At 62.7% G+C, this 16,131-nt stretch carries 17 protein-coding genes; 7 read left to right on the top strand and 10 right to left on the bottom strand.

Translation table 11 applies throughout. The features are described from left to right. Positions 1-11: 11 nt before the first annotated feature. The gene (mgtA, locus tag EOD07_RS03520; RefSeq protein ID WP_164772053.1) at positions 12-2,642 is read left to right on the top strand and encodes a magnesium-translocating P-type ATPase; all 2,631 of its coding nucleotides are present in this window, start codon (positions 12-14) and stop codon (positions 2,640-2,642) included. A 50-nt stretch (positions 2,643-2,692) separates the two neighbouring features. Here mgtA and EOD07_RS03525 read toward each other — a convergent pair whose 3' ends face one another. Next, a complete protein-coding gene (locus EOD07_RS03525) occupies positions 2,693-3,160 on the bottom strand; it encodes a DUF2231 domain-containing protein (protein ID WP_127233979.1) in 468 nt (155 codons plus the stop codon). A 49-nt stretch (positions 3,161-3,209) separates the two neighbouring features. Beyond that, on the bottom strand, positions 3,210-3,473 hold the full coding sequence (locus EOD07_RS03530; protein ID WP_127233980.1) for a hypothetical protein: 264 nt from the start codon (positions 3,471-3,473) through the stop codon (positions 3,210-3,212). 280 nt (positions 3,474-3,753) lie between these two features. On the opposite strand from EOD07_RS03530, the gene EOD07_RS39165 reads away from it, so the two are divergent. Genes EOD07_RS39165 through EOD07_RS03545 form a run of 3 tightly spaced genes read left to right on the top strand, consistent with a single transcriptional unit; the run spans position 3,754 to position 5,938 of the window. After that, a complete protein-coding gene (locus tag EOD07_RS39165; protein WP_348627730.1) occupies positions 3,754-3,927 on the top strand; it encodes a PepSY domain-containing protein in 174 nt (57 codons plus the stop codon). Then, positions 3,924-4,598, top strand: a complete 675-nt coding sequence (locus tag EOD07_RS03540; protein ID WP_127233981.1) for a response regulator transcription factor — start codon at positions 3,924-3,926, stop codon at positions 4,596-4,598. The genes EOD07_RS39165 and EOD07_RS03540 overlap by 4 nt, the downstream gene beginning before the upstream one ends. Next, positions 4,598-5,938, top strand: a complete 1,341-nt coding sequence (locus tag EOD07_RS03545; protein WP_127233982.1) for a HAMP domain-containing sensor histidine kinase — start codon at positions 4,598-4,600, stop codon at positions 5,936-5,938. Before EOD07_RS03540 ends, EOD07_RS03545 begins: the two co-directional genes overlap by 1 nt. Before the next feature lie 3 nt (positions 5,939-5,941). On the opposite strand, the gene EOD07_RS03550 is transcribed toward EOD07_RS03545, so the two are convergent. From EOD07_RS03550 to EOD07_RS03560, 3 genes are read right to left on the bottom strand one after another with little or no spacing between them, the layout of a single operon-like run. Then, a complete protein-coding gene (locus EOD07_RS03550) occupies positions 5,942-7,453 on the bottom strand; it encodes an RnfABCDGE type electron transport complex subunit D (protein ID WP_127233983.1) in 1,512 nt (503 codons plus the stop codon). After that, a complete protein-coding gene (locus tag EOD07_RS03555; protein ID WP_245469817.1) occupies positions 7,450-8,169 on the bottom strand; it encodes an FAD:protein FMN transferase in 720 nt (239 codons plus the stop codon). Before EOD07_RS03555 ends, EOD07_RS03550 begins: the two co-directional genes overlap by 4 nt. Positions 8,170-8,194: 25 nt before the next feature. Further along, positions 8,195-8,980 carry an FMN-binding protein gene (locus tag EOD07_RS03560; RefSeq protein WP_127233985.1) on the bottom strand — a complete coding sequence of 262 codons (786 nt, stop codon included), beginning with the start codon at positions 8,978-8,980 and terminating at the stop codon, positions 8,195-8,197. A gap of 257 nt (positions 8,981-9,237) precedes the next feature. Here EOD07_RS03560 and EOD07_RS03565 point away from each other — a divergent pair, with 257 nt between their 5' ends. From EOD07_RS03565 to EOD07_RS03575, 3 genes are all read left to right on the top strand, one after another. Beyond that, positions 9,238-9,933: a VIT family protein gene (locus tag EOD07_RS03565; protein ID WP_041006374.1), complete on the top strand. Its 696-nt coding sequence runs from the start codon at positions 9,238-9,240 to the stop codon at positions 9,931-9,933. 129 nt (positions 9,934-10,062) lie between these two features. Continuing rightward, positions 10,063-10,323: a DUF6455 family protein gene (locus EOD07_RS03570; RefSeq protein WP_127233986.1), complete on the top strand. Its 261-nt coding sequence runs from the start codon at positions 10,063-10,065 to the stop codon at positions 10,321-10,323. Between the two features lie 81 nt (positions 10,324-10,404). After that, positions 10,405-10,956 carry a hypothetical protein gene (locus tag EOD07_RS03575; protein WP_127233987.1) on the top strand — a complete coding sequence of 184 codons (552 nt, stop codon included), beginning with the start codon at positions 10,405-10,407 and terminating at the stop codon, positions 10,954-10,956. Positions 10,957-11,033: 77 nt separating this feature from the next. Here EOD07_RS03575 and EOD07_RS03580 read toward each other — a convergent pair whose 3' ends face one another. From EOD07_RS03580 to ccoG, 5 genes are all read right to left on the bottom strand, one after another. Beyond that, positions 11,034-11,735 carry a CBS domain-containing protein gene (locus tag EOD07_RS03580; RefSeq protein ID WP_127233988.1) on the bottom strand — a complete coding sequence of 234 codons (702 nt, stop codon included), beginning with the start codon at positions 11,733-11,735 and terminating at the stop codon, positions 11,034-11,036. A gap of 64 nt (positions 11,736-11,799) precedes the next feature. After that, complete coding sequence (gene ccoS / locus EOD07_RS03585) at positions 11,800-11,970, bottom strand: cbb3-type cytochrome oxidase assembly protein CcoS (RefSeq protein ID WP_041005784.1); 171 nt, start codon at positions 11,968-11,970, stop codon at positions 11,800-11,802. Further along, positions 11,967-14,252 carry a cation-translocating P-type ATPase gene (locus EOD07_RS03590; RefSeq protein WP_127233989.1) on the bottom strand — a complete coding sequence of 762 codons (2,286 nt, stop codon included), beginning with the start codon at positions 14,250-14,252 and terminating at the stop codon, positions 11,967-11,969. The genes ccoS and EOD07_RS03590 overlap by 4 nt, the downstream gene beginning before the upstream one ends. Beyond that, positions 14,249-14,764, bottom strand: coding sequence for a FixH family protein (locus EOD07_RS03595; protein ID WP_127233990.1), 516 nt, complete (start codon positions 14,762-14,764; stop codon positions 14,249-14,251). Before EOD07_RS03595 ends, EOD07_RS03590 begins: the two co-directional genes overlap by 4 nt. Next, a partial coding sequence (gene ccoG / locus EOD07_RS03600) for a cytochrome c oxidase accessory protein CcoG (protein WP_127233991.1) occupies positions 14,761-16,131 on the bottom strand: 1,371 nt, incomplete at its 5' end. The genes ccoG and EOD07_RS03595, both read right to left, overlap by 4 nt.

Below are 16,131 nucleotides of genomic sequence, written 5' to 3' on the forward strand. Positions count from 1 at the left end.
GGCCGGGGGGCATGGCGGGTGACGAGAAATCGATCAGGCGCTTTTCTGGCCGTGTCGGGCCTGCCTACTGGTCGCTCGAAACGGATGAGCTGGTCGGCCGGCTGGAGACCTCCACTTCCGGCCTGATGCGCGTCGATGCAGCAGCCAGGCTGGCCAAATTCGGTCGCAACGAATTGGCGCCTCGATCCGGCGGATCGGCGCTGAGCGTATTCGCGCGCCAGTTTCGCAGCCCACTGGTCCTGATCCTGGTCTTTGCCGCCGCCGTTTCGGCGTTCGTCGGGGAGGGGCATGAAGCTGCAATCATCGGCGCGATCGTGCTTGCCAGCTGCGCCCTCAGCTTCACTCAGGAATATGGCGCGTCTCGAGCGATGGAGGTGCTGCAACAGCGCATCTCCCGCAAGGCCACCGTGCTGCGGGACAGCTTCGAACGCACCGTCGATGTCGGGGAGATTGTTCCTGGCGACGTCGTCTGCCTGTCGGCTGGCAATCTCATCCCTGTCGACGGCGTCATCCTGGAGTCGCGGGATTTCAACGTCAGCGAATCCGTTCTGACCGGCGAAACTTTTCCCGTCGTGAAGTCCGCGGGCCGCTCCGCGCCCGAGGCCGGCATTACCCAGCGAACCAATGCCGTCTTCACCGGCACGTCCGTTCGCAGCGGAACGGCGAAGGTGCTGGCCGTCGCCACGGGGACGCAGACCGAATTCGCATCGATCGCCGAAGCATTGGAGCGACGGATACCCGAGACCGAGTTTGCTCGCGGCATCAGGATGTTCGGATATCTGATGACCGAGATCATGCTTGTGATCGTCATCCTGGTGTTCTTCGTCAACGTGATGCTCAACCGGCCCTTCATCGAGTCCCTGTTGTTTTCACTGGCGCTGGCGGTTGGTCTGACGCCCGAACTGCTTCCGGCGATCATCAGCGTAACCTTGGCACGGGGCGCTCGGACGATGGCCGCCGGCGGTGTCATCGTGCGTCGTCTGGATGCGATCGAGAATCTCGGCAGCATGGATCTGCTGTGCACCGACAAGACCGGAACGCTGACGGAGGGCGTCATTCACCTCGATGGATCGTTCGACGTCGAGGGCAATTCGTCGAAAGACGTGCTGCTTTGGGCCCGGCTCAATGCGACTTTGCAGACGGGCCTGAAGAATCCTCTCGACGAGGCGATTGCGAGCGCACCGCATGGACAGGAGGATTTGTCCGGCTTCACCAAGATCGATGAGATCCCCTATGATTTTGTTCGCAAGCGCTTGTCGGTCGCCGTGCAGGACGGCGAGCGCGAACAGATCCTTATCACCAAGGGAGCCGTGCAGAACGTCCTTGAGGCTTGTGGCTTCGTGCAAGGTTCGCATGGTTCGGCACCCCTCGGCGCGGCGGAACGCGAGACGATCGATGAGCGATTCAGGCACTGGAGCGCGCAAGGGTATCGCGTCCTCGGTCTGGCGATCCGGCGATTTCAGAGCAAGACAGGCTTCAGCCGCGACGACGAGACTGAAATGGTGTTCGCGGGGTTCCTCCTGTTTCTCGATCCGCCAAAGGAGGGGATACGGGAGACACTGTCGGCACTTGCCGACCGTGGTATCGGCGTAAAGGTCATTTCCGGCGACAACCGCTATGTCGCAGCGCATCTGGCCGAGGCCGTGGGTCTCCGCGCCGGCAGGATCATGACCGGCGAGGACCTGTCGAAGCTGACGAAGAACGGGCTTCTGGCCGGCGTCCGCAATACCGATCTTTTCGTCGAGATCGATCCGAACCAGAAAGAGCGCATTGTCGAGGCGTTGCGCCGGAGCGGCCACGTGGTCGGCTATCTCGGCGATGGAATCAACGACGCGCCGGCGCTTCATGAAGCCGACATCGGCATTTCGGTCGATACGGCTGTCGATGTGGCGCGCGAGGCGGCGGACATCATCTTGCTCAAGCGCGACCTGAGCGTGCTGGTGAGAGGCGTCGACGATGGCCGGAAAACGTTCGCCAACACGATGAAGTATATCTCCATCACGACCAGCGCCAATTTCGGCAACATGATCAGCATGGCCGCGGCCTCGCTCTACCTGCCGTTCCTGCCGCTGCTGGCCAAGCAGATCCTGCTGAACAATTTTCTTTCCGACATTCCGTCGCTAGCGATCGCTGGCGACAATGTCGACATCGACCAACTACGCAGACCACGGCACTGGGACATCCACTTCATAAGACGTTTCATGGTCAGTTTCGGACTGGTGAGCTCCGCGTTCGACTTCGCGACCTTCGCGTTCCTTCTGCTGGTGGTACACGCCGAAGCAGCCACGTTCCAGACAGCCTGGTTCGTCGAATCGGTGCTGACCCAACTTGCCATCCTTTTCATCGTGCGTACCCATATGAGGCCATGGAACAGCCGTCCCAGCCGCTTGCTTGCGGGGCTTGCCGTTTGTGTCGGCGCTATCGCTATCGCTATTCCCTACGCTCCGTTCGCCAATTGGTTTGGATTTGTGCCTCTGGCAGGACCAGTGCTGACCGGACTGCTCGCGATCAGCGCCCTGTACGTGGTTGTGTCCGAGGTCACCAAGATCCGGCTTTTCTATCACGGCAATCGAAGCAAGCCTGGACGAAAGAGTTCCGGGTCAAATCCGCGCCCGGTCGCGTCGATCCGCATCCCTAGCTGAGCCGAAGGATGCGGATGGATGTGAGCGGCCCAAGGTCCAAGACTACGACGTCAACCGCCGACGGCGGCCCTGGTGACGTTCACGCCAAGGTCGTAGACCAGCTGCCCACCGTAATACGCTGTTACCGTGACCAGGGCCGCGCCGGCAACTTCAATGGCGGGTATGGCTGGCCCCAGCGTTTTCAGTTCGCGATTGCGCACCCACAGCGCGAGACGGAAGAGACCCCAGCCCAGAAAGGCCAGGGCGCTGATCCCGCCCAGGCCCTCATGAATCTCGGCTATCTGGCTGCTGAATCCCGCGGCCTCGGCATGGTCGAGGGCGATGCCGCCAAAGAACCAGGTGCTGACGGCGAATATTCCCGCGGCCGCCGCCGCAAAACTGGAAATCGTACCCACGCCACTGCGTGTCGTAACGGCGTTGCGGTTCGCGAGCGCGGCGAGGTCTATGACCACGAGCGTGTACATCAGCACGATAGGAAAATGCACCAGAATGGGATGGATATGCTGAATTTCAGGCATTGCAGATATTCTCCAGAAAGACTGAGCAAATAGTCGGTCGGATGGACAATCAGTCGTCGCTATTGCCGGGTTCGTCGGCTCGTTCGCTGCGCGCGCTTGATGCGGACATGCGGCCGTCACATTCTTCGTCGCCGATGCCCGTCACCGCCTTGGGTGCGGCGGCGCTCATCATGGGGATGGCCTCGAGGTCGATTGTTGAGGAAGATGTGGGGGATGCGGCCGCGCACGATTCATGGTCGGATTCTGCGGCTGCGGGCAGGACAAAGGCGGCCAGACCTCCAAGAGCGACAAGCAGGACAGGAAGATTGCGCATGGTTTCAAATCCTTCTTTGCGCGCCCGTCATCGGGCGCGGCGGCCCTTGATAGAGACGTGCTCCTTGCCGCCGGCTGACGATGATTGACAGCGGTTTGACAGCTTCGGCATGCGACAGCTCTCCTCCATGAAAACCGCTTTGATGCGCCTGGCCGCCCTGGGGACGGCCGCACTTGTGCTGGCCACGCCGTTGGCCGTCCGGGCGCAGGACGACGACGATGACCATGATCGGGCGCGCGACCTCTATGAGCGTGGCGAAATCGAGGGCCTTGCCGATATCATGGCCATTGTCCGCGCCAGGGCTCCCGGTGAGATCGTTGCGATCGACCTCATCCGCGCTGGAGGCAAGTGGATCTATCGATTCCAGGTGGTTGCAGCCGATGGCCGGCGCAGGGTCGTTGATATCGATGCCGGCGCCGGCGGCGTTTTGAGCAATGAAGGCGACCACAAATGAAGATCCTCGTGGCAGAAGACGAACCGCGCATTGCGGCCGACATCGCGGCGGTTTTGAAGGCCTCGGGCATGGCCGTCGATATCGTGAGCGATGGTGAAGCCGCCTGGTTTGCGGGCGACGTCGAGAACTACGATGCGGCGATCCTCGACCTGGGATTGCCGAAGCTCGACGGCCTCACGGTGCTGAAGCGCTGGCGCGCCAATGGCCGGCGCTTTCCGGTGCTGATCCTGACGGCGCGCGGACTGTGGACCGAGCGGGTGGAAGGCATCAACGCCGGTGCCGACGATTACCTTCCCAAGCCTTTTGAAATGGAGGAACTGCTCGCACGATTGCGCGCCATCCTGCGCCGCTCAAGCGGGCAGGCGGCGCCAGTCCTGACGTCGGGCCCCTTGTTGCTCGACACGCGCCAGATGCGCATCTCGCTTCGCGGCATTCCCGTGGCACTTTCGCCGCTCGAGTATCGGCTTCTCGCGTTCCTGATGCATCATGCCGGTCGTGTGGTCGCGCCGACCGAGCTCGCGGAGCATCTTTACAGTTCCGACAACGAACGCGACCCGAACACGATCGAAGTCATCGTTGCGCGTCTGCGGCGAAAACTTGGCAGCGATGTCATCGAAACCCGACGCGGCTTCGGATATTTCGTGCCGGACGGGCCCGGCTGGCCCGGCTGATGCGCAATTCGATCCGCCTAAGGCTATGGTCGGCCGCAGCCATATCGATTGTGATCGCGCTTGGCATAGCCGGCGTCGGCCTGCGTTATCTGTTCGAGCTCAACGTCGAGCGGCGGGTTGTCAGCGAGCTGACCGTCGATCTCAACGAGCTGATCGGCGCGACGGGTTTCGCGGGCGATGGCCGCCTGTCGGTCGCTTCGACGCTATCCGACCAACGCTTCGCCATTCCGCTGTCCGGGCATTACTGGCAAGTGGAGGACCTGGCCACGCACAACTTGGTGCGATCGCGTTCGCTTTGGGACGCCACGCTGGCCTTACCTGGCCAGGAAGCCGGTGGTGAGCTGCGCAAGGCAGAACTCACGGGGCCGGGTGGCGAGCTTACCGTTGCGGTCATGCGCACCATCACCGATGCCGACGGACGGGCGTTTCGCGCCGTCGTGGCCGAAGATCATCGTAACGTCGAAGTCTCGGTAGGCGAATATGTCCGTGACCTCGTACCGGCGCTTATGGTCCTCGCCGTCGCCCTGATGGGGGCATTCTTCATCCAGATCACCGTCGGTCTGGCGCCATTGGGAGGCCTGCGAGTAGCGGTCAGGGACGTGATTGCGCAGCGGAAGGCCCGTCTCGATGTGGCCGCGCCGAGCGAAGTGCAACCACTCGCAGACGAAATCAACCGGTTGCTCGCCGCTCAGGAGAAGGCCCTGTCTCGCGCACGCTCGCGCGCCACCGATCTGGCGCACGGCCTCAAGACGCCTCTGCAGGTCCTGTCGGCCGATATCCGCACCCTGCGCAAGAAAGGCGAGACCGAACTTGCGGACGAGATCGAGAAAAGCGCCGGCGCAATTCGTCGCCATGTCGAGCGGGAGTTGGCGCGCGCTCGTCTGGCGCCTGGCGTTTCCGGCGATGCCGCTTGCCTTGTCCGGGAGGTGGCGACGGGCGTCGTTGCCGTCGTCAAACGCACGCCAAAGGGCAAACAGCTGTCGTTCGCGATCGACGTCGCGGAGGATTTCATCGCGCCGGTCGAAGAAGGCGATCTATCCGAGATTCTCGGCAATCTGGTGGAAAACGCGACGCGCTTCGCGAAATCCCAGGTCCATGTAAGGGCATCCGCAAACGCCGGCGAGGTGATCATCAAAGTCATCGACGATGGGCCGGGCATTCCAGAGGCCGCCCGGAATGCCGCCTTGTTGCGGGGTGTCCAGCTCGACAGCACGGGCGGTGGCAGCGGTCTCGGCCTGGCGATCGTCTCGGATATCGTCGAAGCCTATGGCGGCCGCCTTGCAATGGCGAACGCCGGTCCGGGTCTGGTCGTGACGATTTACCTCCCTCGGCATGGCTGAGCCTCAGGCAAAACCGGGGAAATAGTCGACCTTTATCTTCGAACGGCTGACGCCCATGGCCAAAAGCTTCTGGCGTAACGCCTTGACCATCGCCTGCGGGCCGGAAATGTAGAATGTGCGTTCGAGATAGTCGGGCATGGTGAGGCGCACGAGGCGCGCGTCGATATAACCAGGGTACTGGCCGCGCTCGGCACCTTTGGCGACGGCATGGAACGTCCTTATGCCCAGCTCGCGTCTCGCTGAGCCAAGCACGTCGCGATAGGCGATGTCGTCTTGTCCCTCTGTTCCGTAGAGGACGACGATGGGCCGCGCTTCCTTGCGGTCGACGAGATACTGCAGCATCGAGCGGAACGGCGTGATGCCGATGCCGCCCGCCAGGAAAGCGATCTTGGTTTTCGGATCGGACGGCAGCGTGAAATCGCCGGCCAGTTGTGAAGCGTGGATCGTGGCGCCCGGCTTCATGGTGCCCAGCGCCCGCTTGAAAGCGCTCGATTGCGGATAGAACTTGACGCCAAGCCGCACTGCTTGCTCGGTAGGCGATGAGGCGACGGTGAAATAACGCCGGTTTCCGCGATTGTCGGAACGGTCGAGGCCCAGCGTCCACTCAAGGTACTGGCCCGCCTGGAAGCCAAGCTTTCGCTGTGACCTGAAGATGAAATCATAGCTGTCGGCTGCGGTTTGCTCGATGCGTTCCAACGTTAGGATGAAGCGCCCTTTCGGGCTTACCGAGAAGCCGAATAGATTGCCGACCAGGAGCGCAAGTTCGGGGGTGAAATAGAGCGAACCGACATGGATGTTGGGTGCGAATAGGAAGCCGACGATGGCCGCAAAGGCGATCCGCGGCCAGCGCTGTGCGGGCGCCGTCAATGGCTCGGTCAGCATGGCGAAGGCGAAGAACAACAGCGGCGACGAGCTCAACGTTTCTTTGAAGGCAGCGGCATATTGCGCTGGCTCGGTTGTTGCCAGGACGGTTGCCAGGGCCACGACCAGAAATGTCGCGACAAGGTCCAGGCGGCGAAGCTTGCGGACGACCAGAATCCCGCCGATGAGGACAAGGGGAAGCAGCCATGGATTGCCACCGACCCACCAGGTGGCGGGCTGGTTCAGCAACAGTGCCGACAACGCCACGCCGACGGCCGCTGGATTGAAAAGGTGTTTTCGACCAACGGCCAGAATGTATTTCGATGAGATCGCCCAAACAGAGGCGAAAGCAATTGCCGCGATGCCCGTCAGGTCCGTGACGGCGACCGGGTCGACGATGAGGGCCAGAATGAGCGCTGTGATATAGACGGATTCGTTGTTTGCCGGGACCTCGAAGACCAGAGCGAAAGCCTTGTTGGTGAGCCAGCAGGCGCCGACTGTCAGGGCAGTGGTGAAAGTGAGCGCGAGCGGATCATGCGGAACGAGCCGAAGGAAGCCGAAGGCAAAGGCCGCACCCAGCAATGCCATCAGGTAGTAGAGCACCAGCCGGTACATGGTCAGGTGATCGAGGAACCGGTCGACTGCCTTGATCATGGTTCGCAAAGGTCTCCGAATCCGCCTGTCGGCGTGGCACGGCCGTTGATGTCGACGACATATCCCTCCAGCCCCGGAGTCTGCTCGATGAAGAGAATACCATCCCGGCCCATGGCGAAGGCTGCCGTGGCGAAGCGATCGGCTTCGAGCACGTCGGATCCGACGACCGTCAGGCTGACGATGTCGGTGATAGCGTCGGAAGGCTCATGGGGATTGTAGATATGCTGGCCGCGCGCATAGGTGCCCGACGTGGCGACGCCGCGCCCGCGCGGATAGACGACCTTGATGATCTCATCCGTCTTGAAGGGGTTGCGGATGCCGACGCTCCAGTCTTGCCCGGAAGCGTTCTTGCCCAAGGACTGGATGTCGCCGCCCGCTTCGATGAAGAAGTCCCGAACACCCGCCTGACGGACAATTTCGGCTGCATTGCGAATGGCCCAGCCCTTGACGATACCGGACGGGTCAAGCGAGCCATCGGCCTTGTGGATGTCGAAAAATCCACCTGTCTCGCTTCTTGTCCGCTCGGCCAGCGCCAGCACTTCCATCATCTCGCCGCTCCAATCCTTGACCGGAACGTCGCCCCGGTTGATGGCGGAAATCTCGCTGTCGGTCCTGTAGGTGCTGAAGCGCCGATCGATTTGCTCGAAATAGCCGAAGACGGAGTCGATCAGCGAGCCGGCGGCACCACCGACATCGACCGTGATCGGCATTCCCATCAGAATTCGGGTTTCGCGCATCGAGTCAGGAAGAAGCCTTCCTCAGGGCGCCGCCGAGCGATTGGATGAAGGCTTTGCTGGTCAGCGTCGCGCCCGAGATGATATCCACATCGGCGCTTTGCGCGCTGATCGCTTCGTCGCGCAGCATGGGCAACGCCTGCCGGTTGATGTTGACCGAGGTACGGCGGTCATTGGGGTATCTCAGCACCTTGAGTGCAGTGACCCGGCCACCCTGGACAAGCGCCTGGATCTGGATGATGCCGTAATACGCATCGGCGGCTGGGCCGGTGTAGACCCCGTCGGCATAACCGTGCGCCGCGAGCTTCATGCCGGTATGGAGGATGCGCGGTTGGGGATAGTCCGGCCGCGGCTGCGGGATGGGAATGTAGACGGCAGGCGTCACCGCGAAAGACGGCGTCTGCGGCAGGGCGGCATTTGTATTTAGGGGCTCCACCTTTGGCTTCGGCGGCGGGGACGGTGCCAGTGTGACCTCCGGCGGCCTGTCGGCAAAGGTAGGCCGCGGTGCCGCGGCCGCAATCGTCGTGGAAGCATCCTTCCTGGCTTCGACCGTTGTGCGTGGCGCCGGCTCCCGTGGCACATTTACCGGGGAAGCTGCCGGCAGGGTTGCCGCCGCTGCCGGGACCGGGCCGGCAGGAGAGGACGGAGCGATCGGCGCCAACGTGGCCTGCTCCGCCGCGGCCGCGGTCCCCTGTGTGTCGATCAGATCGTTGTCGGGAAGCTTGCCCGCCTGATCCCAGACATAGGCCCCGGACGAGGCGATCACGAAGAGGGACAAGGCGATCTGTTTCATGAGCATCGTTCCGATTTCGAGCACGCTCCGGCCGAGCCGTTTCGTGCAGGTTAGGAGCAATATCTCATGAGCTAGCTGACAACTGGCTGTCAGCGCTCTGGCTAGCGAAAAATACCGGGTCGCCGAACCGGGGTCGCCGATTGACTTTGATCAAGGCATTTGTTCGGATCGCGGGGCAATGAACGGTCGGGCTGCCTTCCTGGCTTGCCGATGTGGACTTAAACCGTAGCTGAACCGACAACTGTCCCTTTGCTTAGATGAGTCGTCTTCACACCGAAAATCACCTGGTTTCACGCGTCGGCTGGTTGCGGGCCGCGGTGCTCGGCGCGAACGACGGCATCGTCTCGACCGCCAGCCTGATCATTGGCGTTGCGAGCGCCAATGCCACCACGGCCAGCGTGCTGGTAGCCGGCGTCGCGGGTCTGGTGGCGGGCGCCATGTCGATGGCCGCCGGCGAATATGTATCCGTGAGCTCACAGGCCGATACCGAGCATGCGGATCTCGCGCGTGAGCGGAAAGAGCTGGCGAGCCAACCCGAATTCGAGAGGCACGAGCTTGCCCAGATCTACATCGATCGGGGTGTGGAGCCGCAATTGGCGTTGCAGGTGGCTGACCAGTTGATGGCGAAGGACGCTCTGGGCGCACATGCCCGCGACGAACTTGGCATTTCCGAGATAACCGCTGCACGACCGATATTGGCAGCGCTCGCTTCCGCGGCGGCGTTTTCAATCGGCGCGATCATGCCGCTGGCGATGGTGCTGCTTTCACCGCCGTCCCGACTTGTTGCCGTCGTTTCGGTCGCGTCGCTGTTGTTCCTGGCGGTGCTGGGTGCAATCGGCGCAAGGGCAGGCGGCGCCAATGTATGGAAGGCCACCATTCGCGTCACCTTTTGGGGAGCGCTGGCAATGGCCCTGACCGCAGGTATCGGCGCGATATTCGGCACGGTCGGTTAGGCCGCTTCACCGAGCATGATCTGCACTTCAGGTCACGTCCTCTCAGGCAGACAGCTCTTTCGTTGATCGAAATCAACGTCGCACGCCGCCTGAGATGGCAATGATTTGCGGTCTGAGGAGTGTGCCGACATGAGCTTTCTCGAATATCTGATCGGGGCTGACGCCAAAACCGCCTTGATGGAACGCATGATGCGGAAGATGGGTGTCGACAGGCGGCTGAAAGTTGTGGCGGATCACGCAGCCGTCGCCAGTCGTGCCGTTGACCGGTGCCGGTCTTGCGGCCACCAGGACGAATGCGCCGCCTGGCTCGACGAAACCGCGCATGCCGATCATCCGCCGGCCTATTGCCGCAATAGCGACTTGATCGCTCGATTGCAGTCCGTCCGCTGATTGAACCTTGATGCTGGACGCAACGAGCTGCTTGGCGAGCGGGCAGCAAGCAAGCCCGGAAGGCCACATGGCGGCTGACTGATGTCAAACGATCTATTCCTTCTGGAAGCATTTCTGCTCTTTGTCGCTCCAGGGCCAACCAACGCTCTCCTGATGGCGGGCGCGGTCAAACGTGAGCAGACGACCAGGCTCCTGGCGGCACAGGCGTGCGGCTATGGGATCGCGGCGGCTTTCTGGCTTTTGTCGCGCCCTTTGATGCCGGCTGACGCCATCCAGATTCTGAAATTCGTCGCGGTTGGATGGCTTTCAGTCCTGGGGCTGCGCCTGATGGCCGGCAATTCCGGCGGTGCACCGGGCCGCCGCGACGGCGTTTCCGTGCTGGCAACGACCGCGCTCAATCCAAAGGCTTTCATCTATTGCCTGGCGATGGTGCCGATGGATGCCGGTCCGGACGAACTTGGCATCTTCTGGCTGATGCTTGTCGGGATCACCGCCATAACAGGATCGCTATGGGTTTTGCCGGGCAAGTGGCTGGGCGGAGGCGGCCGGATAGCCGACAAGGTCGCGGGCGCGGCGCTTGTTGGATTTGCGCTGCTGCTGCTTCGACCGTTGTTGATCGCGGCTGCGGTCTAACGCTGGACAGGAAGCCCCGAGCGCATTGCGGCCCAGGGTCGGGCCGACATCGAGCGCTACACGCCGACGCACGCTTGTCAGGAGACGAGCACGACCGACAACGGTCCCGCGTAGAAGAGCTTGTCCGTGACTTTCTTGACCCCGGCGATGTTCTCCGCGGCGACGACTGCGGCCTTTCTCTGGCGCTCGTCGAAAATGGCGCCATTCAATTCTACCTCTCCCTTCTTGACGGTGACGCCGATAAGGTCGCCGCCGACGCTCCAGGATTGCCCCCGCAACTCGGCAAGAATGTTCCTGCGGATGACCTCGTCATCGACAGTCGCAGAGCCTGACTTGGGCAGAGCGCGAAGCAGGATGCGCATCAGATCGGAGCGACTGACGATGCCGACGATCTTACCCGCGTCAAGGATGGGTACGTTCTTGATGTCGTGGGTCGCCATGAGTTCGACGATCTCGGCGAGCGAGGTGCCGGGCGCTGCCGAAACGACGCTGGTGGTCATAACCTCGCCCACCCGGCGGCCGTTCGAGCGGACATACTCGTCAGCGAGCTTGCCGGGACCGACAAGAAACTCCAGCCAGCGAGGCCGCCCCCGTCTGGTGCCAAGTTCGCCTCGGCGCAGGAAATCGCCTTCGCTGATGACGCCAGCCGGCGATCCATCGTCTCCCACGACCGGCAGGCAGCGGATGTTCCTGGTCAACATCAGATCCGCCGCTTCGGCGACCGAGGCAGAGGCGGTGATCGTGACCACCGGTGTCGTCATGATGTCCCGAGCTTGCATCGAAATCTCCGGCTTTTCGTCAACCGCTTTTCGGACATCGAGAACGACGCCGCCTTGATCTACGTCAGTTCGATTGCCGGCCTTCGCCGTCTCGCTGATCAGGTTCGATCAATATCCGCTCCGCGGCTCCATCGAGGTCCTCGTATTGGCCGCTGCGCAAAGCCCACAGGAAGCCGGACAAACCGAGTGCTCCCAGGAACAGGGCCACCGGAATGAGATAGACGAGCGTGGTCATGGACGGACCGCGTTGATGACATCGGTGCGGCGTCGGGCCGGCGCGGCCTCCGGCGCTGTCTTCGACGTTGCGTGAAGCCGCATCGCATTTGCGATCACGACCAACGAGGAGGCGCTCATTGCGATCGCCGCGATGAGCGGCGTCACATGGCCCAAAACGGCGATCGGAACGGCGAAGGTGTTGTACACGATCGCGATGGCGATGTTCTGGCGAATGAGCCGGCCGGCCTTGCGCGAGACATCCAGGGCGAGCGGCACCGCCAACAGGCTCTCGCGCAGGAATACGAAATCCGCGGCCTGCCGGCCGATGTCGGCCGCGGTTGCGGGAGCCATCGAAACCTGCGCCGCTCGCAGCGCCGGTGTGTCGTTGAGGCCGTCGCCCACCATCAGCACCTTATGGCCGGCGCGGGTCAGCGCTTCAATCCACTCGACCTTTCCGGAGGGTAGCAGAGCCGGCACGAAACTTTCGATCCTCAATGATTTGGCAACCTCGTCGCAGGCCCTGGCAGTGTCTCCGGACAACATGTCGACCGAAACCCCGGCATCCTTCAACCGCTGGATCGTTGCCCTAGCGTCCTGTCGAAGCGCGTCCTCGAACGTGAAGCAGGCTACGATGTTCCCATTCCTGGAAAGCACGGTGCCGCCATAGCCGCCGGGTTTGCCTTCGCCGCCGGTGCGGGCCTTCCAGCCCGCCCATCCGCGTCGTCCGAGCCGCCACGTATTCCCCTCCGCTATGGCCTCGACGCCGAAGCCCGGATGCTCGGCGACGGATTCGACACCGGGTTGGCCAGAGTGCCCCGCATAGATGGCGATGGCCCTCGAGAACGGGTGGTGGGAATGGGCGGCCATGTCTGCCGCGATCGCAAGCATGGTCGGATCGATGGAGGACGCATTCATCAGTTTTGGGCGTCCGAGCGTCAACGTGCCGGTCTTGTCGAACACAGTCGTGTCGATCGTCGCGAGACGCTCCATGGCCGAACCGTCCTTGACCATGACGCCGGCCTCGAACAGGCGTCGGGCCGCGACGACCTGGACGATCGGCACCGCGAGGCCGAGCGCGCAGGGGCAGGTGATGATCAGCACGGCGATAGCGATGGTGAGGGCCCGGTGCCAATCGCCGGACGCGACCATCCAGCCGAGGAATGTCACAAAGGCCGCCAGATGGACGACGGGCGCGTATAGCGCCGATACGCGATCGGCGATGCGCCGGTAGCGCGAGCGGCCACCTTCCGCAGCCTCCATCAGTCGGACCATCTCCGCCAGGAAGGAGTCCTTCGCCGCAGCGGTTGCCTGCATCGTCAGCGGACCCGTCAGGTTGAGCGTGCCAGCCTGGACATGGGCGCCGGCCCCGACGGCCTTTGGCGCGCTCTCCCCGGAGACGATCGAGCAGTCGAGGTCGGAATTCCCGCTGACGATATCGCCGTCGACCGGTATGCGTTCTCCGGCCGCAATAAGCAGGCGCATCCCCGGCATCAGTTCGGCGACCGGCACGTATTCGCGCGTGCCGTCGTCCCGCTGAACCATCGAGCCCCGCGCCGCGAGCCTCGAAAGGCCGTTGACGGCGGTTCGCGCGCGTTCGCGCATCACATGGTCCAACGTGCGGCCGATCAGCAGGAAGAAGAGCAACGATACCGAGGCGTCGAAATAGGCGTGTTCGCCATGAGTGATGGTCTCGTAGAGGCTCATCGCGTAAGCCAGCGAAACCCCCACCGCGATCGGCACGTCCATGTTCATGCGGCCATGGCGCAGCGCGTTCGCGGCTGAGCGGAAGTAGATGCCGCCGGCGAAGGCGAGAGCCGGAATGGCGATCAGCGCGGACAACCAGTGGAACAGGTCGCGTGTCGCGCCTTCGGCGCCGGACCAGACCGATACCGAGAGCAGCATGATGTTGCCTGCCGCGAAGCCGGCCACCGCGACAGCGCGGATCAGCTCCGAGAGTGTCCTGTCCTTTTCCTGGATTTCCGGCTCGAACAGATGCGCCTGATAGCCCAGCCTCGAAAGCGCTGCGAAAAACGGCGGGACCTGTTCTCCGCGCCAGCGAACGGATACTCGCTTGGTCGAGAGATTGACGCGGGCGGAATCGGTGTTTTCGAGCTTGGCCAGCGCTGCCTCGATCGCCTGGATGCAGCCTGCGCAATGAACGGACGGAACCGACAGGTCCGTCTGGCGACAGCCCCCGTCCAATGTGCGGCTGGCCAGCTTTATTTCGTCGCTGGACGGCACGGCGGACGCCGCGTCGGCAACCTCCAATGCCATCTCGGCCCCTGGCGCGCAGCAACTCATTGCAGGGCCCCATTCGAGATCATGATGCGGCGAACGTCACGGAACGGCGACGTCAGCCCGGCGTCCGCATCGATCTCGACGATCCAGACGCCATTCTTGGGCGTGTGCCGAACGGCAAACGTGCCCATGTCCCCCGAAGTGTCGCCGGGCACCGCCGCAAGTGTCAGAGCTTCGTCCTCGGCCTCGTAGGCCGGGTGGCGGAACAGCATCCTGACCCCGTGCAGCGGCACCGGTTTGCCCTGGCTGTCGACAAGGCTGTAACTGACCTCGCCGGAGGCGACGGTCAGCTTGCCTGTCCAGCCTAGCGCCGCCTGCGCCCTCCCTTTCCTCGCTTCTTCGTTGAACTGCTGGCTGGCAACATACGTGTTCTCGACGACGAGGCCGGTCCAGCTCTTCCGGGCGAGCGTGGCCATGGTGACGTTGACCCCGATCACCACGCCGAAGAACGCGAGAACGAAGATCAACATATGCTTGCCGGTGAACTCGCGCGGCTTCCGCATTTCGGCGTTCATCTGCTGTGCTCCGGGGCATTGAAAGTGGCGGTATATTCGGCGGTCTCGGAACTTGCCTTGTCGTCGATGCGGAATTCGAACCTTTGCGCCGGCTTCCTGATCTGGTCGGCCGGTTGCCTGATGAAGATCTTGAGCGTCTTCAGCCGGTCCGGCTCGACCGCAATGGAGAATGAGCGGCTCGGGGGCTGCTCGATGCCGACGATGCTCATCTCGCCGCCGTCGAGGCCTTCCAGCGTCAGCTCGATCGTCCTCGGCTCGGGTATCATGTTGAGCAGCTTGACCGTATAGCCGTTGCGGATCGAGCCGTCCGAGAGCGTCACGAACTGAGGATTGCGATCATGCAGGACATTGAGCTCCAGCCGCTCGCGCGTCAGCAGCGAATAGACGAGCACCAGGCCGATCGCCGACCATGCGCCGAGATAGATGTAGGTGCGCAGCCGGAAGATCTTGCCCAGATGGAAATGTGCCAGGCTGTCGACGAAAGCGCCACTCGCTGTTCTTACCAGCGATGGATTGACTGGATTTGTGCCGCCCACGGTCGCCACCGCCATGTTGGCATTGTAATCCGCCAGGGTCGCGTAGGAGATCAGTCCGCGTTCGCGACCGAGCTTGTCCATGACACCATCGCAGGCATCGATGCAGAGCGCACAGGTGATGCATTCGAGCTGCTGCCCGTCGCGGATGTCGATCCCCATCGGGCAGACGGCAACGCAGGCGTTGCAATCGACGCAATCGCCGGCCGGCAGACCGGCGGCGAGAGCCTTCTTGGCATGGCGCGAACGCGGTTCGCCGCGCCAGTCGTTGTATGTGACGGTCAGTGAGTTTTCGTCGAGCATGGCGGCCTGAATTCGCGGCCAGGGGCACATGTAGGTGCAGACCTGTTCGCGCATCAGTCCGCCGAAGACATAGGTCGTGCCGGTCAGGACGGCGATCGTGACATAGGCGACCGGCGCCGCCGTACCGGTGACGACTTCGCCGAGCAGCTTGGGCGCATCGGCGAAGTAGAAAATCCAGGCGCCGCCGGTGGCTACCGCGATGACGAGCCAGACGGCGTGCTTGGTTATGCGCAGCAAGAGTTTGCGCGCGCTCCAGGGAGCGGCGTCCAGTTTCATGCGGGCATTGCGATCGCCTTCGATCGCCCTTTCCACGACAAGGAACAGGTCGACCCAGACAGTCTGCGGACAGGTGTATCCGCACCAGGCTCGCCCGACCGTCGATGTGATCAGGAAAAGACCGACGCCCGCCATCATGAGGAGGCCGGCGACGTAGTAGAACTCCTGCGGCCAGATCTCGATGAAGAAGAAGTAGAAGCGCCGGTTGGCCAGGTCGATGAGAACGGCCTGGTCGGGAGCGAAGGGACCTCGATC

The organism is Mesorhizobium sp. M2C.T.Ca.TU.002.02.1.1 (assembly GCF_003997225.1).